Origin of the sequence: Streptomyces sp. NPDC015661 (genome assembly GCF_043077765.1) — a bacterium.
Classification (GTDB): domain Bacteria; phylum Actinomycetota; class Actinomycetes; order Streptomycetales; family Streptomycetaceae; genus Streptomyces.
Map to the genome: position 1 here is coordinate 64,263 of NZ_JBIBST010000020.1, position 19,546 is coordinate 83,808.

22 protein-coding genes are annotated in these 19,546 nt (G+C 69.9%); 9 read left to right on the plus strand and 13 right to left on the minus strand.

All coding sequences use genetic code 11. The features are described 5' to 3' along the window. Positions 1 to 100: 100 nt before the first annotated feature. The 6 genes from ACF07V_RS36710 to ACF07V_RS36735 form a co-directional block, all read right to left on the minus strand. A complete protein-coding gene (locus ACF07V_RS36710; RefSeq protein WP_392160181.1) occupies positions 101 to 646 on the minus strand; it encodes an NUDIX domain-containing protein in 546 nt (181 codons plus the stop codon). Positions 647 to 724: 78 nt separating this feature from the next. Then, a complete protein-coding gene (locus tag ACF07V_RS36715) occupies positions 725 to 847 on the minus strand; it encodes a hypothetical protein (protein WP_392160183.1) in 123 nt (40 codons plus the stop codon). A gap of 31 nt (positions 848 to 878) precedes the next feature. Next, positions 879 to 1,241: a hypothetical protein gene (locus ACF07V_RS36720; RefSeq protein WP_392160185.1), complete on the minus strand. Its 363-nt coding sequence runs from the start codon at positions 1,239 to 1,241 to the stop codon at positions 879 to 881. A 219-nt stretch (positions 1,242 to 1,460) separates the two neighbouring features. After that, positions 1,461 to 2,381 (minus strand): hypothetical protein, encoded by a 921-nt coding sequence (locus ACF07V_RS36725; RefSeq protein WP_392160187.1) that lies wholly within the window; start codon positions 2,379 to 2,381, stop codon positions 1,461 to 1,463. Continuing rightward, complete coding sequence (locus ACF07V_RS36730; protein WP_392160188.1) at positions 2,378 to 2,626, minus strand: hypothetical protein; 249 nt, start codon at positions 2,624 to 2,626, stop codon at positions 2,378 to 2,380. The genes ACF07V_RS36725 and ACF07V_RS36730 overlap by 4 nt, the downstream gene beginning before the upstream one ends. A 53-nt stretch (positions 2,627 to 2,679) precedes the next feature. Beyond that, complete coding sequence (locus tag ACF07V_RS36735; protein WP_392160190.1) at positions 2,680 to 2,922, minus strand: hypothetical protein; 243 nt, start codon at positions 2,920 to 2,922, stop codon at positions 2,680 to 2,682. Between the two features lie 150 nt (positions 2,923 to 3,072). Between ACF07V_RS36735 and ACF07V_RS36740 the strand changes: the two genes are divergently transcribed. Then, the gene (locus ACF07V_RS36740) at positions 3,073 to 3,690 is read left to right on the plus strand and encodes a hypothetical protein (RefSeq protein ID WP_392160192.1); all 618 of its coding nucleotides are present in this window, start codon (positions 3,073 to 3,075) and stop codon (positions 3,688 to 3,690) included. Between the two features lie 175 nt (positions 3,691 to 3,865). On the opposite strand, the gene ACF07V_RS36745 is transcribed toward ACF07V_RS36740, so the two are convergent. Then, positions 3,866 to 4,039, minus strand: a complete 174-nt coding sequence (locus ACF07V_RS36745; protein WP_392160194.1) for a hypothetical protein — start codon at positions 4,037 to 4,039, stop codon at positions 3,866 to 3,868. 111 nt (positions 4,040 to 4,150) lie between these two features. After that, positions 4,151 to 4,540, minus strand: a complete 390-nt coding sequence (locus ACF07V_RS36750; RefSeq protein WP_392160196.1) for a hypothetical protein — start codon at positions 4,538 to 4,540, stop codon at positions 4,151 to 4,153. 213 nt (positions 4,541 to 4,753) lie between these two features. Here ACF07V_RS36750 and ACF07V_RS36755 point away from each other — a divergent pair, with 213 nt between their 5' ends. The 3 genes from ACF07V_RS36755 (at position 4,754) to ACF07V_RS36765 (ending at position 6,693) form a co-directional block, all read left to right on the plus strand. Further along, positions 4,754 to 5,089: a hypothetical protein gene (locus ACF07V_RS36755; RefSeq protein WP_392160197.1), complete on the plus strand. Its 336-nt coding sequence runs from the start codon at positions 4,754 to 4,756 to the stop codon at positions 5,087 to 5,089. 5 nt (positions 5,090 to 5,094) lie between these two features. After that, positions 5,095 to 6,111, plus strand: coding sequence for a transcriptional regulator (locus tag ACF07V_RS36760; protein ID WP_392160198.1), 1,017 nt, complete (start codon positions 5,095 to 5,097; stop codon positions 6,109 to 6,111). Between the two features lie 309 nt (positions 6,112 to 6,420). Next, positions 6,421 to 6,693, plus strand: coding sequence for a GFA family protein (locus ACF07V_RS36765; protein WP_392160199.1), 273 nt, complete (start codon positions 6,421 to 6,423; stop codon positions 6,691 to 6,693). 1,226 nt (positions 6,694 to 7,919) lie between these two features. Here the strand turns inward: ACF07V_RS36765 and ACF07V_RS36770 are convergent. After that, the gene (locus tag ACF07V_RS36770; protein ID WP_392160201.1) at positions 7,920 to 8,888 is read right to left on the minus strand and encodes a LysR family transcriptional regulator; all 969 of its coding nucleotides are present in this window, start codon (positions 8,886 to 8,888) and stop codon (positions 7,920 to 7,922) included. A 70-nt stretch (positions 8,889 to 8,958) separates the two neighbouring features. Here ACF07V_RS36770 and ACF07V_RS36775 point away from each other — a divergent pair, with 70 nt between their 5' ends. Together ACF07V_RS36775 and ACF07V_RS36780 are read left to right on the plus strand one after the other, a co-directional pair. Continuing rightward, positions 8,959 to 9,465, plus strand: a complete 507-nt coding sequence (locus tag ACF07V_RS36775; protein ID WP_392160202.1) for a nuclear transport factor 2 family protein — start codon at positions 8,959 to 8,961, stop codon at positions 9,463 to 9,465. A gap of 42 nt (positions 9,466 to 9,507) precedes the next feature. Continuing rightward, positions 9,508 to 10,242, plus strand: coding sequence for an SDR family oxidoreductase (locus tag ACF07V_RS36780; protein WP_392160204.1), 735 nt, complete (start codon positions 9,508 to 9,510; stop codon positions 10,240 to 10,242). A gap of 296 nt (positions 10,243 to 10,538) precedes the next feature. Here ACF07V_RS36780 and ACF07V_RS36785 read toward each other — a convergent pair whose 3' ends face one another. From ACF07V_RS36785 to ACF07V_RS36800, 4 genes are all read right to left on the minus strand, one after another. Beyond that, positions 10,539 to 11,366 (minus strand): hypothetical protein, encoded by an 828-nt coding sequence (locus ACF07V_RS36785; RefSeq protein ID WP_392160206.1) that lies wholly within the window; start codon positions 11,364 to 11,366, stop codon positions 10,539 to 10,541. Between the two features lie 1,237 nt (positions 11,367 to 12,603). Next, positions 12,604 to 13,020: a hypothetical protein gene (locus ACF07V_RS36790; protein WP_392160208.1), complete on the minus strand. Its 417-nt coding sequence runs from the start codon at positions 13,018 to 13,020 to the stop codon at positions 12,604 to 12,606. 665 nt (positions 13,021 to 13,685) lie between these two features. Next, positions 13,686 to 14,705 carry a CU044_5270 family protein gene (locus tag ACF07V_RS36795; RefSeq protein ID WP_392160209.1) on the minus strand — a complete coding sequence of 340 codons (1,020 nt, stop codon included), beginning with the start codon at positions 14,703 to 14,705 and terminating at the stop codon, positions 13,686 to 13,688. A gap of 101 nt (positions 14,706 to 14,806) precedes the next feature. Continuing rightward, on the minus strand, positions 14,807 to 15,439 hold the full coding sequence (locus tag ACF07V_RS36800; RefSeq protein WP_392160211.1) for an RNA polymerase sigma factor: 633 nt from the start codon (positions 15,437 to 15,439) through the stop codon (positions 14,807 to 14,809). Between the two features lie 1,476 nt (positions 15,440 to 16,915). Here ACF07V_RS36800 and ACF07V_RS36805 point away from each other — a divergent pair. The 3 genes from ACF07V_RS36805 to ACF07V_RS36815 all read left to right on the plus strand — a co-directional run bounded on the left by ACF07V_RS36805 (position 16,916) and on the right by ACF07V_RS36815 (position 19,388). Then, on the plus strand, positions 16,916 to 17,758 hold the full coding sequence (locus ACF07V_RS36805) for a hypothetical protein (RefSeq protein ID WP_392160213.1): 843 nt from the start codon (positions 16,916 to 16,918) through the stop codon (positions 17,756 to 17,758). Between the two features lie 754 nt (positions 17,759 to 18,512). Continuing rightward, complete coding sequence (locus ACF07V_RS36810; RefSeq protein ID WP_392160238.1) at positions 18,513 to 18,746, plus strand: DUF6193 family natural product biosynthesis protein; 234 nt, start codon at positions 18,513 to 18,515, stop codon at positions 18,744 to 18,746. A 357-nt stretch (positions 18,747 to 19,103) separates the two neighbouring features. Next, positions 19,104 to 19,388: a hypothetical protein gene (locus ACF07V_RS36815; protein ID WP_392160215.1), complete on the plus strand. Its 285-nt coding sequence runs from the start codon at positions 19,104 to 19,106 to the stop codon at positions 19,386 to 19,388. Positions 19,389 to 19,546 lie beyond the last annotated feature (158 nt).

Sequence of the window (19,546 nt, forward strand, 5' to 3'; positions counted from 1 at the left end):
CAGGCCAGGGGGCGAGGGCGGTATTGAACTCGCCGACGTAGTCCTTGGCCCGGCTCAGCGGGGTGCTCGCATGTGCGCCCCGCGCGGGGCAGGCCGGCGGTCAGACCCAGGTGTAGTTGCCGTCGGTGACGGCGGGCAGGGCAGCATTGGTGACGGCGGCGCGGGGGTCGGGCAGGGAGGCGAGGGCCGGGCCGATGGGCGGGAAGATCGGCAGTTCGGCGGTCTTGCGGTAGTCGATCCACTCGATGGTGCCGGTCTCGTGGCTGCCGTCGGGCAGTTCGTCCTGTTCGGTCTCGGCGAGGGTGGCGCGGAGCTCGGGGGTGATGTGGAGGCGGTAGATCAGGTGGAGCTTGCGCGGCGGCGGGGTGGGCCCGGGGCGGGTGACGCGCTGGTCGACGACCCACAGCAGGTCGCCGCCCTCGGCCTGGTCGATGTTGAGATCGAGTTCCTCGGCGAGCTCACGGGCGAGGGCGGCGTCGAGGTCTTCGCCGTGTTCGACGTTGCCGCCGGGCGGGGTGTAGTGGGTGGAGTCGGCGCGGTCGCGGCGGATGAGGGCGACGTCGTCGCCGCAGAACACCAAGGCCCCGGTCCGGATCTTGATCCGGGAGAACGGGGCCGCGGCGGGGGTTTGGGGTGTGCTGGTCATGGCGGCCAGTATGGTGGCCGCCATGGCAGCCCGGGCGGGCTTTGCCCCTCTTTCACCCGCCCGCCCGGGCAGGGTCGTTCAGGCGGCGGGCAGGCCGGGCAACGCGAACGCGGCACGGTCCTCCGCCATGCTGGTGTGCTCGATGAAGCCGTCCGGCAGGGTCAGCACGTGCCGGCGCAGGCGGCACCCCGTGGTGCGCATGACCGGGGAGAGGTGGCAGGGGTCGAGCTCCTCAACGAGCAGTGGCCTCGTTCTTCTTCCCCGCGACCGCGATCGGCAGGCGTCCGGTCGGGGTGAGGGGCAGCGGGGTGATCCGCCAGATCGGGCCGCGGACGGTGGACATGCTCGCCTGGCCGAAGCCGCGTTCCTCGCGCGGGGTCATCGGCTCGCCGTTGGTGCCGGTCAGCCCGCGGAACAGGTGCTCGGAGCGGCCCTGGTTGACGATCTGGCCGGTGTCGATGGTGAAGGCGCGGGAGAAGAACAGTTGCGGCGGGTAGCCGGCCTTCTCCAGCGCGGCCGCGTACGCGGCGACCTGCGGGTGGACCTGCTCGCGAAGGTGGGCGGCCGCCGCGGCGTCGACCGGCTCCAGTTCCATGGCTTGGGCGGCGAGCGCGTCGAGAACGGTGACGTCCGTGCCGGTGGCGTACTCGAACTCGGCGCGTCGTGCGAGGCCGCGGGCGCGTTTGTGGGCGAGGAGCGTGTTGAGGAGGGGGCGGGTGGCGTCGGTGTAGCCGGAGTTCGGGCGGACGTCGGTGGCGGGGTAGAGGTGCAGGGCGGTGAAGGTGCCGTCGGGGTGGAAGTCGGGGTCGGCCGCTCAGTACGGGCCGTCGGCGTTGGAGAAGTGGTGCAGCCGCACCTCCCGGGCCCGGTGCGGAACGCCGAGGGTGCCGTCGAGCGCGGCCCGCACGGTCGCCGCCGTCGGTCCGGCGTGGTCGGAGGTGACGGGCAGGTAGGGGGCGCCGGGGCGGGAGTAGACCGGCTGGGTGTGCTCGTCCAGGCGCTCGATCACCGTCTCCGGCAGCTCGCCGGCGCCGCGGTTGCGGGAGATGAGCAGGTGGGGACCGGTCGCGAGGACGTGGTGGCCGTCGATGTCGGTGTCGGTCAGCTCGCCGATGCCGACGAGCGGGGCGAAGCGGAGCTCGCACGCGGCCGTGGCGGCGCCGTGCCCGAGCGCGTCGAGCAGCGGCCGGTACGTGCGCAGGCCGGCGGCGAGGTCCTCGACGGACGTCTCGCGGTCGGTGCCCGAGCGGCCGGTGAACCCGAGGGTGTAGGGGGTGATAAAGAAGCGGACGCCGTCGAAGGAGCCGGTGTGCTCGGCCACCAGGCGCTCGTGCATGGCGGTCAGGTGGGTGGAGTGGGAGGAGTAGCCGACGGTGGAGACGCGCAGCTTCACCTTCAGCACGTCGCGGGCGAGTTCGGCGTAGTGGTCGAGATGCGGGTAGGAGCCGATGTCGTTGTCCAGGTACGGGAAGACGACACGGGGGCGGTGGATCCGGCCGGAGGCGACGGTCAGGTCCCGCTCGGCGGCGACCTGCCCGAGCGTGGTGAACAGGCCGGTCAGCCCGTCGCGGGTGAGGCCCCAGGTGTCGCGGCCGGCGAACTGGGAGCACATGACGCACGCGTTGAAGCAGCCGACCTGCGGCGCGATGTACTGGACGCGGGTGAAGGCGTCTTCGGGCAGCGCCCGCAGCTGCTCCAGCAGCCCGGGCACCACGGTCGCGGTTGTGGTGGTCATGACGGGGTCACCTCGCTGACGGTCGGGGCGGGGGTGAGGTGGGCGGCGAGCGCGTCGAGGACGGCATCGCCGAAGGGGGACGGCTGGTGCGGGGCGGCGAAGGGGGTGCCGGGGCCGGTGGTGAGGGCTTCGGCAGTGCCGAGTTCGGCGCCGGGCAGGCACACCACGTGCTTGGTGGGCAGGTTGGCCAGGAGCACTTCGCCGAGGTCGGCGTTCGCGCACGCCAGGTGGCCGCCGGGCCGCACCTACGTCAGGCGGCCGCCCTCGGGGCGGTAGACGCCGGGGCCGCGCAGCCCCGTCAGGCGGACCGGGTGAGTGCCGCGGTGTCGGAGCTTGAGGTAGTACGCCCGGGCCCTCCCCGGGCGGCCGCGCGGATGGTGGCCTGGTTGAAGCCGTCGGCGTCCGGAAGCCAGTCGGGCCGGCCGCCGAGCAGCACGGTGAGGAGAGCGGCGAGGAACGGCGGCAGGCCGCGCAGCTGCTGGTTGACCGCCGAGACCTCGGTGGTGCCCTGGTTGCGGCAGTTGATCTCGTTGAACAGCACGGGCCCTCGGCCGTGAGGAGCGCGTCGAGCCCGAACAGCCCCGCCATCTTGTGCTCGGCCCACAGGTGGCGGCCGATCCGGACGGCGGCGTCCACCAGCTCGGCGACGGCCGCCTCGGGCCAGGGGCGCGACCAGTCGTTCCCGGCGCTCTTGCCCGGCCCGATCCCGGCTTCGGCGATCCCGGTCGCCTTGTGCGACGGCCGGTCGACGTACACCGCCACCGAGCCCGAGGCGTCGGGGACGGACAACACCGTGGTGTTCGACGACCTGCCGGTGATGAACGCGGCGACCTTGTACGGGCCGCTCATGGCCGCCGCGCGCTCCAGGTCGGCGTCGCCGTCGACGAAGACGGTGCCCCGACCGCCGGAGTCCGACCCGGCCTGCACCACCAGCCGCTGCGATCCCACCAGCCGCCGCAGCTCGGCCAGCGCGGGCAGCGTCCCATCAACGCGTACGCACGGGATCCGCAGCCGCCTGGGCACCCCGGCGACCTCAAGGAGTGTGTCGAAGGCGGCCTTGTCCTCGATGAGGGCCCGCAGCCGGCCGTCGATCGCGGCGACCGTGCCGCCCGCACCGGCCCAGCGGCGCAGGCGGCCGGTGGCGTACCAGGCGGCGATCACCGGCGGCTTCGGCAGCCCGGCGAGCCACCGGACCGCGTCCGCGTCCACGGCCTCCATCCAGCCGTGCCGCTCGGCCGACCCGCGACGCCCCGTACCGCCCTCGGCGGCCAGGACGATGTCCGGCGCGGCCGGCTCCCAGCCGGGGTAGCAGCCGATCGCGAGGTCGGGCCGGGCCTGCGTGATCGGCCCGGGCCCGGCGTGCAGGGTGCGCATGGAGGAGCAGAACCGCTCGGCGGACACCAGCGGCCTGCCGCCGAGAACGCGGGCCAGCGCCGTCCCGGCCGCCTCGGAGAGACCGGTGTCGACCGGGGCCATCCAGGCGGTCACGCCGCACGCCCCAGCTCTCCGAGCGCGGCCACCGGCGCAGGGGCCGCCGGGGCGACGGAGGCGCCGAGGAGGGCGTCGGCGATGGCGGTGGCCATCTCGTGCGAGCTGTGGGCGGAGGTGTCGAAGACCAGCAGTTTCTTGTGGCGGCTGCCCATGCCCCGGGTGAGCATCGCGGTGAAGGTGGCGGCGAATTCGGCGTCCTCGACCCCGCGGATGTCGACGGCGTCTTGCGTCTCCCGTACGCCGAGCCGAGTGCGGCGGGCGTCGGCGGGTGCGTGGAGCTAGACGGCGATGTCGAACGGGGCGAACACGCGCGGCCAGCGCAGCGCGAGGACGGCCGCCAGGTAGGGGCCGCCGGCCATGCCGAAGGCGACGGTGCGGTCCACGTACCCGTCCTGGATCAGGATGGTGTCCGCCGGCTCGCAAGCGCGGGTCCGCACGAGCAGGGCGTCCAGCACGTAGCCGGCGCCCAGGTAGGCGGTGGTGACCAGCGTGCTGTCGGGCTGCCGTACGAGCGGCAGCTTCTTCAACAGCCGGCGGGCGGGGTGGCGGTCGGCGAGGAAGCCGCGGTGCTCGACCACGGTGCGGCCGCGGGCTTGGAGTTCGGCCGCGAGGGCGGCGGTGAGGGGGGTCTTGCCGGACAGGTCCAGGCCGTCGATGAAAACACGCATCACGTACCTCCGAGAATCCGGTGGGGTCGCCCGCCCCTTTCTCGCAGCGGGCCCTGCCACGGTCGGGCCGCACCACCCGGGTCCGGAAGACGCCGCGTGTTGCCGCGTGTTGCCCCCGGTTGCTCCCCGTTGCCTCACCCCTGATGCGCTCTTCCGCCCGGGGCCCGAGGGGGCTCAGACTCGGGGGATCTGTTTGGGGGAGGTCGAGCGCCCGTGATCACCGCTACCGCCGTGCAGCACACCCATCCGCTGACCAGGCTGATGGCCCGGCACGGCCTGACCGCGGCCGCCTACCTCAAGCGGGTGGCCGACCGTCACCGGGCGCTCGGCTTCGGCGCGATGGCCCACCGCAAGGAGAAGGCCACCCGCTGGACCCGCGAGGGCGTCACCCCCGAGCGGACCGCGCTGCTGGCCATCGCAGCCTCCACGGCATCGACTTCGCTGACGTCGACCGCCACGGCTGGCCGGGCTTCCTGCTGCTCGCCCTCGATGACGACAAGGCCGTTCTTGAGTCGCCGTGGACGGTGGCGGGTACGGTCACATCACTGACGGACGTGGGAGGTCCCGTGGACCGGCGCGGCTTTCTGATCGCTTCCACCAGCACGCTGGCCGCTGCCGTCGCGCAGTGGATCACCGCTGAACCGGCCCTCGCCGTCAGCGGCCGCGGCGGTGAAGTCGGTGCCGAGGCCGCCGACCTGTTCGACACTCGCCTCGACGCCCTGCGCCACCTCGACGACACCGTCGGCGCGGGCGAGGTCTACGACGCCGGCGTCCTGGAGATCCGCCTCATCACCGGCCTGCTCAAGAACGCCTCCTACACCGAGACCACCGGGCGACGCCTGTTCGCCGCCGGGGCCGAAGCCTCCCGGCTCGCCGGATCGTGCGCCTACGACGCCGGCCGGCACGCCGCCGAACGCCACTTCATCGCCTGCCTGCGCGCCTCCGCCTCCGCCAAGGACCCCACCCTCGGCGCCGTCACCCTCGCCTTCTGGGCCAACCTCCGCTACAACGCCGACGACCCCCAAGGCGCCCTCCATCTCATCGACGGCGCGCTCGCCGACCGCCGCAAGATCTCCTCCCCGCGTGTGATGGCCATGCTCCACGCCCGAGCCGCCCGCGCCCATTCCAAGGCCGGCCACCCCACCTTGGCCTGGTGGCAGGTCGACGCCGCGTTCGACGCCTACAGCCGGGCCGACGTCCCCGAGGCGGACCTGCCGTCGATGTACTGGATCAACCACGGCGAACTCCACCAGGTCGCCGCCAGCTCCGCGCTCACCCTGGGCGAGCACCACCGGGCCCTGGAGAACTTCCAGGCCGCCGTCACCCACGAAGACCCGTACGACACCGCACGCGAGGCCCGCGGCGCCGTCATCTACCAGGCCCGCCAAGCCGAGGCCCATCTCGCCCTCGGCGATGTCGACTCCGCCCTGGACATCGGCCACCAGGTCATCGACGCCATGGGCGGCATCGACTCCGCCCGCACCACCGGCACCCTCGCCGACCTCCGCGGCCAGCTCACCGGCCACCGGCACATCCGCGCCGTGGCCGACTTCCTCGACTACGCAGCCTGAGTGGGTCCGGCCCCGTGGCTTGTCTGGTCCGGCCTACGGGTTCCAGTCGTACGCCTCATCGTCCTCCCACCCGGCGGCCCGGTCGTCGCCGAGCCGGTCGTTTGATGGGCCCAACTCGCCTAAAACACCCGGGAGATAACGTAATGAACGCCACCCCCGCCGCCGACGATCAGGGAGTCGAAGCGGCCAGGGAACGTACCGGCGGCTGCCTTTGCGGCCGCATCCGTTTCACCACTCGGGTCCGGCAGTCTTTGCCCACACCTGTGCCTGTCCCCACTGTCAAAAGCTCGGCGGCACACCCGTGATGTGGTGGGTGGGCTTCGAGTCGTCACCTGGACCGGTGAGGGCGGCGAGCCGACCTGGTACGAGACCTTCGAAGGCGAGGCGAAACGCGGCTTCTGCTCGACCTGCGGCAGCCGCGTCGCGGCGATCGAAAGCGACATCCCGGAGATCGGCATCAACGTCACCGCCCTCGACGACACCAACGGCCCAGACCTCGTGCCGATCCACGCGTCCTTCCGCGACAACGCCGTGCACTGGCTGCCCCCAGTGCCGGAGACCGAGCACAGCACGGCCGGTTGACCGCCCGTCCACGGGCCGGCACCTTCACCTGCTCCCTTGGCGCCCCTGACCGGCATCCCGCTCTCGCCCGTGAGCAGGGCGCGAACTCCCGGGGCGGGGACCGCCGTGGTCATGCTCAGCGAGGACAACGGAGAACTCTGCGACCGCCGCGCGGCAGTCCAAGACCTCCAGGAGATACTCAACCGGAGTGAGTCCAGAAAGGCTCGGGGCTACTTCCTAGAGGAATTCTGCCCGTCGACGCCTGCCGAGACGAAAGCGTTAGACCACATCCCGGGATGCAAGGATTCCGGGGCGGCTACGAATGCTCTGGGTGAGTGGAGCATCGGGTCGTCAGTGATGAATTGAGAGCCGCCCGCCACATGCTCCGCCGCATCGGGAACATGCTCGGCACCGGGAACGCGAACAGGTTCATCAATGTCATCGAAGTGGCCTACATCATGCCTGTGAACAAGGCACAGTCGACCTGACAGGAACCGCTCGTCCAGACCGTTGAGTGGCCCGTCCCATCCCTTCCGCAGCCACCACCGCGCGCCGCCGTGTAGAGGAGGCACAACGCGTGAACACAAGGACTTGACAAGGAACTTTGTTCCTGTGGTCACTGCCAGAGGCTCGGCGGGGCCCCGGTGATGTGGTGGGGGCCGGCTGGCCCGAGGACCGCATCACCGGGACAGGGGACGACCTGACCCTGGTTCGAGACCTTCCCCGGCAAGGCCAGGCGTGCCTTCTGCGGGACCTGCGGTACTCGTTCGGCGGCCATCGACGCGGGCGAACCGAGCATCGGTATCAACGTCACCGCCCTGGACCGCACCACCGGCCAGGACCTCGTCCCGGTCGCCCAGTCCTTCCGGCACAACGCCGTCACCTGGCTACCCGGATTGACAACACCAGCCACCGCGCCCGCTGAGTCGATCGGCCGGCGGCTCAAGGTGGTGACCAACAAACGCTGCTGCCTCTCGGCGACAAAGGCCACGCGGGGGATGGAGCCCGACCGGAGCCGCAGTCCGGGCCCCCCGGGCGTTGCTCCCTGCCCGCGCGGGAATGGCCAATCTGCCAGCCGCGAGTGCGGTGACCGGCGCCGCGATCCGGCTGGAGGGAAGCTCCGTCAGCAGTCCGTCAGCAATCCGTCCGCGAGGCGGTCGAGCGCCGCAGTCATGTCGAACATGCCGTTCTCCTGGGTGAGTTCCATACGGACTCCTCCGGCTTCGAGCAGCAGCGGGGGATGGCGCTCACGGTGCCGGTGTCCGCGGTTGAACAACGTCGAGGGCGGCGTCGCTGAAGGCGCGGACCCGGGCAGTAGCTCTGTCGGCAGGCCAGACCAGTCCCCACTCGACCGGCGCGGCGTCCTTGAAGGGGACGTAGGTGACATCGGGGCGGGCAAAGTACCTCCTGGCGTGGGCTCCGACGGCGAAGACGCCCTCTCCGGCACCCACAAGCGTGAGCCCCTCGTTGAACGTCATGGCCACCGGGCCGAGGGAGACGGGTTTACCGGCAGGAGTTCGGTGCGGCGCACGGTCCTCGCGCAGCGAGTCCGGTAGTGCCTTGGGGAGCTGCAGAACAGTCACCCGGGCCAGGTCCTCGACGGACAGGGCCTCGCGGCGGGCGAACGGGTGCCCGGCCGGCACGGCGAGCATCCGCGCCTCACGCACCAGCACCGGACCCATGACGACTTCCGGCGCCCTCATGGGATGGCAGGTCAGGGCGAGATCCACCTCGCCGCTGCGCAGCCAGGGCAGGACATCGGGCAGGAGGGCTTCACGGATCTGGACGTCGCATTCGGGATGGCGGTCGCGGAACTCGCTCGTGGCGCCGACCAGCAGCTGACCCGCCGCAGGCCCGTTGAAGGCAGCACGCAGCAGTCCGGTCAGGCCTCGCCCGGCGTCGGCCACCCGCGCGAGGGCGGTAGTGATCTGGGACCAGGCGGGCCGGAGTTCCGCGTACAGGTCCTGTCCCACCGGCGCCAACTCCACCCGGCGGCTGGTGCGGTGGAACAGCTGGACACCGATGCGGCGCTCCAGCTTCGCGATCGTCTGGCTGACCCGGGCCGTGGAGACGTGCAACCGCTCGGCGGTGCGCCCGAAGTGCAGCTCCTCGGCGAGCGTGAGGAAGGCCTCCAGCTCGTGCCGCTCCAGCATCCTGCCCCTTCCCGTCTGTTCCATCGTTAACCGGCGCTTCACGACCGTTGCGCAGACGCGCATTGATGCCCCTTGCCGCCCACAGCAGGATCGGAGGTGTTGAAACACCACCTGACCTGCCGAGGAGTCCATCATGTACGTCACTCGTGAAAGCGCCCTCACCGCCCCGGCCCACGACATCGCCGCGGTCGTCGCGGAACTGAGGGACCGCGCCGAGATCACCGATGCGCTCTACCGTTTCGGGCTCGGCCAGGACCTCAAGGACAAGGAGCTCTTCGCCTCGGCCTTCGCGGCCGACGCCGAGCTGGACTTCCGCCCGGCCGCCGCCAAGTGGGGTGCCAGGCCGCCGCTGATGTCCGGACGGGACACCATCGTCACCACCATCCTGGGCATGTTCACCGGCCGAGTGGACACCACCCACCAGATCACCAACCCGCGGATCTCCCTCAATGGGGACACCGCCCGCCTGACCGCCCTGGTGGAAGCCCAGCACCTGCTGATCACCGATCCCTCCCAGCACGCGCTACTGAAGAACCCCTACGACGTCGACCTGGTCCGCGACGGCGACCGCTGGGTGATCCGGCGCCTCGTCATCGACAACACCTGGTTCACCGGCGAACCCACCGCGATCTTCGGCTGACCCCGTACCACTCCCGAAAAGACTCTCAGAAAGAGGTGTGACATGAAGTTCGCAGTCATCGGAGGGACCGGCCTCATCGGCTCCCACATCGTGGCGGCCCTCGCCGCGGACGGGCACGACGCGGTACCGCACGCCAGATCCACCGGCGTGGACCTGCTCACTGGCACGGGACTCGCCCCGGCGCTGACGGGAGTCGACGTCGTCATCGACGCGACGCTGTCACCCGCCACCGACGACACCTCCGCCGAATTCTTCCGCACGGCGACCGGCAACCTCCTCGAAGCCGCCGAACAGGCCGGCGTCCGCCACGCCGTCCTGATGTCCATCGTCGGCGTGGACCAGGTGCCCGACCTCGGCTACTACCGGGCCAAGGTCGCCCAGGAAGAGCTGTTCAAGACCGGACCGGTGCCGTACTCCATCGTCCGTGCCACCCAGTTCTTCGAGTACCTCGACGAGATCATCTCCTGGACCGCCGACGGGGACGCCGTCCGTCTTCCCTCACCCTTGCTGCAGCCCGTAGCAGCTGGCGACGCCGCCCGCGCCGTCGTCGACATCGCCGTCGGCGCCCCGCTGCACGGCATACGCGACGTTGTCGGCCCGGAAGCCATCGCTCTGGACGACATCGGCAGGATCACCCTCGCAGCCCGGGGCGACAAGCGAATCGTGACCACCGACAACACGGCCGGCCCCTTCGCCTCAGCCCCTGCCGACGCTCTCACAGCGAAGGACGGCGCGCAGATTACCCCCACCCGCTACCGCGACTGGCTCCCTGCCTGACCACCGTCCGACACGGAATGGCCCACCCCGCAACTCCCGCGCCGAACACAGCACGCAGGCTCTCCGCAACAAGATCACAGCAAGCGACCAACCGAACAACGTCACACAAGCGGCAGGGAGACCAACTGAGCATGTTCGGCCCAGCGACAGGCCACTCGGTGGCCGTCGACACAGAGCGCCATCAGGAAGGGTGGGTTCCTTCGCCGGCCGAGGGTTCGGGCGACTCCTCCCCATCAAGGCAGCCTGCTGTGTCATACCTACCCCCTTGACCGGCAGCGCACAGTGGCATTGCCTCTCTACCGCTGGGCGATGCCCTCCTCACCGTCAATCTCGTAGATCCGCTCTTGAAGCCGTTCACCGGTCCACTCCAGCCCGACGCCAAGGTCAAACCAGTGCCGATCCTTCCGGGCTGCGGGCTCTGAGAGGTTCGCCGCCGCCCAGGAGAACACCCCCAAGAGGACGGAACGCCCGTGCTGCCTGGTCCGCACGGACAACGCAAACGGCGCGGCGAGCGCCGCGCGGGTCACCAGGATGACCTCTTCATCATCAGAACGTGGACGCCCGCCCGTGAGAAACCGAGGCGTATCAAGGATCTTCACCCACTCGACCACCGCGTCTGCCACCTGGGCGCGCAGGGACTCCTCGATGCCTTCCCGGACAGCCCTTGCGGGATCATCGCCGAGCCAGCCAAGCCAGTGATCAGGATCTGTGAGCTCGCTGAAGTCGTCCTGTGGCACCCCGTGACGGGGATTGTGCTGGTACTCGCCCGTCAGATTCCCGCTGCCATCCACCACCCACGCACCGCGGATGGCCTCGGGAGGCACGTAACCGTTCGGGTCGTCGATATACCTCGGGTCGATCTCGGCGACGCTGCCACCGGGATTCTCCGCAGCCGCAGCCAGCAGCGCCGGCTCGTTGGGTACGCCCTTACGCCGGCTTCGTGAACCAAACAGCCCCACGTTCCCACCCCCACCGTTGCCCGCCTCGTTGACCTCGATTGTGCCGCAGCGGTCAGGACCGTACGAGGAGGGTGGTGCGGTGACGGGCGGGTGGGGAGCCTCGGCGAGCAATTCTGGGGAGTTCCTGAGCATCGGGCGGGGAAATCCCAGGTCAGCGGCCTGCATGCAGGATCGTTTCCTTATGGAATCTCTCTGGTGTGGATCTCTGCGCGATCGACGCTGTGCTGTTTCCCGGAGCCGATGTCGACTTGGAGCGGCTGAGCCTCGGCTCTGAGTTTGTCACGGTGGAGGCGGCGGCTCGTGGCAGGCCGCCGCGATGTCCCGACTGCAGCTTCCCTGGGCAGCGGGCCCATTCCTCCTACGGGCGCGCGCTGACCGAACGCCCATTGAATGAGCGGAAGTTGGTGATACGCCTACGGGTTCACCGCTCCTTCTGTGACCGACCGCGGTGCCGCAAGCGGACCTTCGTCGAGCAGGTTCGGGGACTGAGCGAGCGTTACCGTCGCGCCGGCCTCGGGCTGAAGCAGTGGCTGCGTGCGGTCGCGGCCGAGCTCGGAGGCCGGGCCGGCGAACGCCTGTGCCGCGCGATGAACGTACGGGCCCGACGCACCCGTCTGCTCGGACTGCTGGAAGCTCCGACGGTGCCGGCGAGGGCGCCACGGGTTCTCGGGGTGGACGAGTTACCCCGCGCAGGGGCAGGGCCTACGGCATATTGCTGGTGGGCATCGAGGCCGGCCGTTGTGGTGGGCGTGCTGCCGGATGACCGCACCTCGGCGACCTTCGCCGCCTGGCAGCGCGAGCACCCGGGCGTAGAGGTCATCTGCCGGGACCGAGCCAGCGCCTACACCAAGCGGTCAAGGAGGCCGCGCCGAACGCCATCGAGGTCGCGGAACGTTGGCATCTGCTGCAGAACCTGGCCACCGCAATCGAGAAGAGCTGCCACCAGTACCGCTCCTGCCTGCGCAAACATACCGATCAGGAGGAACCGGCCCCCGAGCCCCCGGCGATCGCCCTGCCCGCTCCCGCGCCGCCCCGGACCCCGGTCGTCGAGCGTACCTGGGACCGCCACAGCGACGTCCACCGGCTGCTGCAGCAGGGATGGACGATCAGGGCCCATCGCACGCCACCTCGACCTCGACCGGAAGACCGTGTTCGCCCGAGTGCGTCTCGGTGATCGCCACCTTCCGCCAGGGTGCGCCACCATGTCGGCGAGGCCACATGGGGCGGAGGCAGGAGTGGTTCCGTCGCCATCCGCCCATCACCCGGTGTCGTAGGCCCTGCCGGACTCGTCCGGCAGGGCCTACGGGTCGGGCACGCGCCGGTGGAAGGGACCGCACGGCAACAACGGGAAGCGGCCGGCTCCCTGTTCAGTCCGCCGCGGCCAGCGGGTGAGGCAGTCTGCTCAGTACAGCAGCGTACAGCTGTTGCGGGTGCAGAACTTCTCGGTCAGTGGGTTGACGTTCTCGTCGTACATCGCGATGTAGACCCCCTGGACGCCGCCGGGCAGCGCGATCTGCAGCGATCCACTGAAGGACTGGTTCGGCCCGCCCGCATACGCCCACGGGCTGCAGATGGCACCGGTCGTCACGTTGCCGTTCTCTCCCCAGGCGCAGACCATGCGAGCGCCGCTCGCCGCGTGGACGACGCCGGACACGCTGGCGGAGTACCCGTCGGTGAAGTGGATCGTTCCGGAAGCGGTGCTGTTGCCGTAGATCAGGCTGTAGGGCCTGTCCACGCTGTTCACGGTGGCTTGCGCAGGGGCGGCGAAACCGATGGCCGCCATCACGGCCACAACCGTCACCATCAGGGACTTGCGCACGACTCTTCCTCTCCGTCTGACGAGCATGGAGCGAACAGGAGCTTCCGCCATGCTAGTTGCGATAGCCATGAACGCGTCAATAACGCCTTCGGGTGCGATGCCCCGCCTTCATGACAGGTTCCCAAGCCGGCGGTCGGGGTGCTTGCTGTGCTTGGGTCGGTTGTGGCTGCTGCCGCGCTGACTAGGTGCGAGCCCGTCTCGGCCGGGGCGAGTCGTGATGCCGGCTTCCCTGCCCGGTTTTGGTCCGGGTCCGTGTGGCTGGTGGCATTTTTAGGGCTGGGCGGCCGTGCGAGAGCACGTTGGCGGTGCTCTTGCCGGGGCCCGTGCTTGTGGTGGGTGCCGTAAGGCAGATCGACTCCGACCGCCGGAGCGCTGCTGTTGGGTCTGTCTGCTGTCTCGCGCCGGGTCCTGTCTCGCGCCTGGTTCCGTCTCGCGCCTGGTCCTGTCTTGCGCCTGGTCCTGTCTTGCGCCGGGTCCCGGGCCGGCCGCATGCGGTCGAAGTGGCTTTGTGGCCGGGCCGCGCCTGGTCAGCGAGCACGTGGGTAACGCGGTCGTCAGCCGCGTCGGGTCCTGGAACGGTGAGAATGTCGGTGGTGAGGGACCGGACTCGTTGGGTGGTGGAAGTCCCGTTCGTGTCCGGTCCCTGGGTGTGTGGCTGGTGGCGGTCAGCCGGTGTGGCGGGGGGTGTCTCCGGGCTTGTTCGTGATGCCGCGGGTCAGGATGGCGGTGGTCGCCGTGATCTGGCCCGACTTGGCCCACTCGGTGTCCTCGACCATGATGCCTCGCTCGCCGAGGAATTCCAGGGTGTTGCTGTCGAAGATCCACTCGGTGCGCTCGCCGGCGTGGACGCGGGCGACGGCGATGCCGTGGCGGCCGGCCGCGTCGACCGAGTCGCCGACGACGGTGACGCCGGGGATCCGCGCCGCCGCCTTGTACAGCGCGGCGCTGACCTTCGGCGGCGTCAGCTGCTCGCGCAGCAGGTCGCCGATGGTCACGAAGGCCTCCTGGTCCGGACCCGGCCCGGACCCCTTGGTCTCGTCGTAGATCTTCTTCAGGAGTGCGTCGGGGTCGGTGGGCAGCGACTCCAGGTAGCGGTACGTGGGGCTGTTGAGGGTGGGAGCCGGGTTGCCTGCGGGGTGGTCGGAGGCGGGACGGCCGCTCTTGTCCAGGTCGCCGGCCAGCGGGATTTCCTTGCCCTTCTCGTGGAGCAGGCCGGGGCGGCTTCCGTCGACCGAGAACCAGACCTTGCGGCTGTGGGGTGTGTCCAGTCGCATGGTGGGGTCGACGTCGCTCTGGCTGGACCACGCGACCGTGCTGGCGACGTAGACGTACTGGTCGTCACGGACGGCGGGTGCGGGCTTGGACGCGGCGACGGTGGCGATGCGGTCGAGCAGCACCGCGGCCGGCGTCGCCTGCGGCGCCGTGCTCCCCGGGGCCGGGACCCCGGCAGCGTTCGGGTCGGTGGCCGGCTCCTGGTCGAGCAGCCCGCTCGTCGTCAGCGTGAGGGCCAGGGTGCCCGCGGCGAGCGGCACGGCGGCGAAGGTCAGGCGGCGGACCCCGGAGCGGGGCCTGGCAGCGGCGGGAGCGGTGTCCTGGCGGAACTCGCGCAGCAGTTGGGCTTTGAGGGCCTGGTGGTGGCGAGCGGACAGGTTCCGCTCGGGCGGGAGCGGCAACAGCCGGGCCATCTCCTCGCGTTCAGCGGTGGTGGGTCCGGACGGCGCGGGTCCGGACGGCGTAAATCCGGACGGCGTGGATCCGGACGGGGTGGGACGGGGCGGGGTGGTGCTCATCGGGTTTCCTCCTGAGTGAGCCGGACGGCGGGAACACGGTCACCATCTGTCTGTCCGGGCCCCGGATCCGGGTTCCCGTTCCCTGCCAGGGGGCTGGCTTGGGCGTGCTGGTGCAGCTTCTTGCGGGCGCGGGACAGACGTGAGCGGACGGTTCCCACCGGGATGCCCAGCGCTTTGGCCGCGGCCGCGTAGTCCAGTCCCGACCAGACGCACAGCGCCACCACCTCGCGCTCCGGTCGCCGTAGCCGGGCGAGCGCCGTCCGCAGCGCTGCTACCCGACCGGCGTCGTCGATCCGGCCGACCAGGTCGTCGGCGAAGTCGGGGGACACCTCCTCACGTGGCAGCCGGTTCACGGCCGCCTCGTGACGACGGGCCGCCCGGCGGGTGTTCCGCGCGACGTTGGTGGCGATCCCGAGCAGCCAGGGCCGCAGGGACCCGCCGTCCGGATCCACCGATCCCCGGAGCCTCCAGGCCTCCAGGAACGTCAGCGACAGCACGTCCTCGGCAACGGACCAGTCTCCGGTCAACCGGAAGGCGTGGTGGTGCACCGCCCGCGCGTAGTCGTCGAAGAGACTCCCGAACGCGTCGGAATCTCCCGCCCGTATCCGGGCACGCACACTCATCTCCATATCACCGCACTGTCCGCCCGGCCCGAACCAGTTCCCGGAACGTGACGCACACCACAACAGCCCCGCCGGGTGCTCCGGACCCGGCGCAAGCGACCCGGCTGGCCTTCAGCGGCGTGGCCTGTGCCCTCGGCATGCACCGGGCGTAGGTCGACGGCTGACCACTTTGCCGTGATCCGTCGCCGACTGGAACATACGTCGATCGGATCTCTGCCCGTGCAGCTGGCCTCGGCGCCGCGCTCGGACACACGGAGAGAAGGGCCGCCGTGCGGACAGCCGTTCACACCCCAAGAAGACCTTCACGGCGGCGCCTGCCGTTGCCGGCCCGGCGGCGCGGCCAGCATCCGTGACGGGACTCTGCCGCCTGGGCGCGGTTGCTCCTGACAGGGGCGAGGGCGTGAAGATGGGCTGGTGCTGAGATGTCGAGTGGGCTCGGCGTACGGAAGAGGGCTGCGCTTCGGGCTGGTTTCCGAAGGCAGGGTCGTGAAGGCTCCTCGGCCTGGTGCGATCGGGATCTTCGTGGATACCGGCGCCATCGCGTCGTGGGGTGTGGCGTGCAGACATGGACTCACGCGTCCCTGAAATGACCCGTTGAACGGATCGCACCATGCCCAAGTCGTTGTCGAGGGTTTGCTCGATCATGCGTTCGACCCTCCAGGGGGGCGTGCCTTCTGGGGAGGTAGGAGGTCGATCGTCAAGTGTGCAAGCGCGAAAGGAAGTTCGATTGACAGGACGGGAACTCACATCCGTGCCGGAACGTCATGGGACACGTAGGGACGACCACACCCGCCCCCCGCCTATCCGTCCCGGGCGGGGCCGCATCCAGCGGCTGAGTGATTGCCTTCGCTTCCCCTTCGGGGGGAGGGAGATCGACCACTCGGAGTGTGACTAATGTTCGACGATCTTGATGTGTGGGCGCAGGCGGTTTACCACCTCATTCGCGCCGTGAATGAGTACCTGCGATTTCGTCGACTGCGACGGCCCGATGCCGCCGCAGCACCCACGCAGAAATAACTGAAGGGCCGGCACCCGCGAGGGCGCCGGCCCTTCCTTCGTGTGTCACTGCTCAGGTGGCTGGATCACGCGAGATCCCCGGACCCATGCGACGGTGTGCCGAGGGTCTTTGAAGCGAGGACAGGCGGTGGGGGGACGGCCGGCGCCCGGCGGCGAGCCCGGCCTGCCGAGCCTGCAGTGCGTCCTCGCGGAAGCCCGAGCGACCACCGCCTCGTACTGCGCCCCGGCGGATGGCGCCCGACCACTCGGTCCGGATGCCGAGGTCGCGAAGCTGCTCCCCGCTCCCGCGGGGATGCGTGAGGGGTGGTGTTTTGGGTGTGGTGGGTCCTGCTCTGTGTGGTGTGCAGCGCGGCGATGCTGTTGAGGTGTTGTTGGGTGTTGGTCAGTGGGTCGGATGGAGGTTCGGCGTGCCCGTTGGCGGTGTTGCGTGCGGCCGGCGGGTGGTGGGGCGTCTAGTGTCGGTTTGTGGGACAGTTTGATCAGCGTGCGGAAGGTGCGGGACCGTTCACGACGCGTCTGACGTGGCGGCCGCCGGGGGGTGACACGGTCGTCTGGGAGTCGCGGCCGGCGCGGCGTCGGGGTTTTATCGCGGTCAGTCCGTCCGGTGTGGCCGGCGTCGGTCATGCCGGCGCGGATGACACCGTCCTTGCGCGGCTGCGCAGGCTCAATATTGTGGCTGCTTCCGCCTTCGTCATTGGTGGAGCGCTCTTTGCGGCCGGCGCCGCTGTCGCTCAGTTCGGCTCGGGTGATGCCACTACCTGCGCTTCGATCTACTTCGCCGGTGGCCTGTTCTTCAACACCGGCGGTTACGTGTCGCTGCTGCAGGTCGTCAACGCCCCGCGTCATGTGCCTGGCGGGGAGGGTGCCCTGTTCGCCCGGCGGTGGCGGTGGTGGAGCTATGAGCCGATGAGGGTCGACTGGCTGGGCGCCTTCGTCCTGTTCGTCGGGACCCTGGTGTTCGCCGTCGACCTGCTCGATTCCTTCCTCCAAGGCCTGACTGCCCATCAGGTCAACCGGCTGATCTGGGCACCCGATGTGATCGGCTGCGTGCTTTTCCTGATCTCCGGCCACCTTGCTTTCGTCGAGATCTGCCACGGCCGGCCGTGCATCCGGCAGCGTGACCTCGGCTGGTGGATCGTCGCCGTGAATCAGCTGGGCTCCGTCCTGTTCATGATCTCGGCGCTCGCCGCTTACACACGCCCGGCCACCGGCAGCTTGATCAACGCCGACATCGCCAACTGGGGCACCCTCACCGGTGCCCTCTGTTTCTCCGCGGGCGGCATCCTGCAGTACTGCGAACGTCCCTGACCCGACCTGAAAGACCCAGGATGAAGGCGGCTTGATCCCTGCTCGCGCGGGTGGCCCCCATTGCTGGCGGTACGGCCGTGATCAAGCCCCACTGTTCCCCACACCTGTGGGGATGTTTCCCGCTCAATCGTGGCGCCCATGCCGATCTCCGGCTGTTTCGCGTGCCTGCGGGGATGATCCCGCGGATTTGATAGCCGAGAAGCGCCAGGATGCCTGTTGCCTGTTGCCTGTTGCCTGTTCGTGAGGGATGGTCCCAGCATCCCGGCTTCGTTGCCGATGGGCAGGACTGTTTCCCGCTGGCGCGGGGATCGTCCGTCCACGGAGAGGAGAGATGGGGGACGCTCCGGCTGTTGCCCGCTTGTGTGGGGATGGCCTCGCGCGGGTGTGTTGCTGCGTTGGCTTCTTCCGGCGGGACGTTGCTGTCGTCATTGCCGGGCTGGCCCTGGTAGGGAGCTGCGGGCAGGTCGGGGGCATCGTCAGCCGCATGGAAGCGGTCGAGAGTGCCATGTATGGGCCGAGCGTCATTCCGGCTTCTCCGGATACGCGTCCTTACCTGGTCGTGATCTCCGTTGCCAGAGCACTGCTCTCGTCACTCACCAACAAAGCCAGGCAGTGGACGCGACCGAAGAGTCCTTCTGCCGACAGCTGCTGCTGCCTCCAAGACGTGCTCCGCCCGGACATGGCCGCAGCACGCAGTCGGGGGCTGACCGGGGCCGTCGAGGCCCGCCGGGAGTCCCCTGCGACTCAGCCGGCGATGGACGTAGGCAGTGCATCAGGTCCGCTCGCCCGGGCCCCCTGTGCGGGCATCGTGCCGCTGCTGGGGGCTGCTGCCGCCTCACCACGAATCCGGCGCCTGTATCCGTTCACCAGCCGCTTCGCCCTGCTCTTCAGCAGCTCCACCGACCACCCCTGGAGCAGGCAGGCAGGATCGATCGAGCCCCTGTACAACGGACGCTTCATGGTTCGCCGACGCTCTTCCTCCGCGTGATCGGCGAGGTCGGCACCGCCGCAGAAGCCGTGACCCTCGTGCTGGAACTCCTGACCCACGACTCCGATCGTGCCGTCACTGCCCCCGCAGACGAACACGCGTGACGACGTGCGGCCATAGCGGTCGGCACCAGCGCCCGGGGTCGTTCACGGAACTCCGGTCAGAGCCGGAATCCGGGGCTGTGACCGGACGTCCGTGAGATCCCGGCCGGCCGGGACCCTGGCCACAGCTGATGCCTGATTCGGGGTACCGGTACGCCTATCCAGGTCACCTCCGGTCCTCACCCGGGCGAGAGACGCTCGGTGGGGGTATGTCGTTTCGCGCAAGGTGACCTTGGGACTCATGAGGAGATCAGCTATGTACGCAGTGATTCGGCGCTACGAGGGAGTGACGGACTCTGCCGAGGCAGGACGCCGGGTGGACGAGGGATTCGTGCCTCTCCTGCGCCGGGTCCCCGGCTTCGTGGCGTACTACTGGGTGGACGCCGGGGACGGAGTGATGGTCTCTACCAGCGTTTTTGAGGACCAAACGGGTGCCGAGGAATCGATCGAACGGGCGGCGGAATTCGTGAGGAACAACCTCGCGCCGCTGCTCCCCAACGGTCCTCAGGTCACAGCGGGCCCGGTCGTGGCTGCAGGGTAGCGACCTGCCAAGCGGGGTCGCCGGACCCCCGCCACCTCCACTCCGACCGCCTCACCCTTCACGGAACTCCGGGCAGAGCCGTTTTCAGGAATCCCCGTCATCCCGGCGGCGGGCATCCTTGGCAGTCGGGCGGCCGCGCAGGATCGTCCACGATCGCG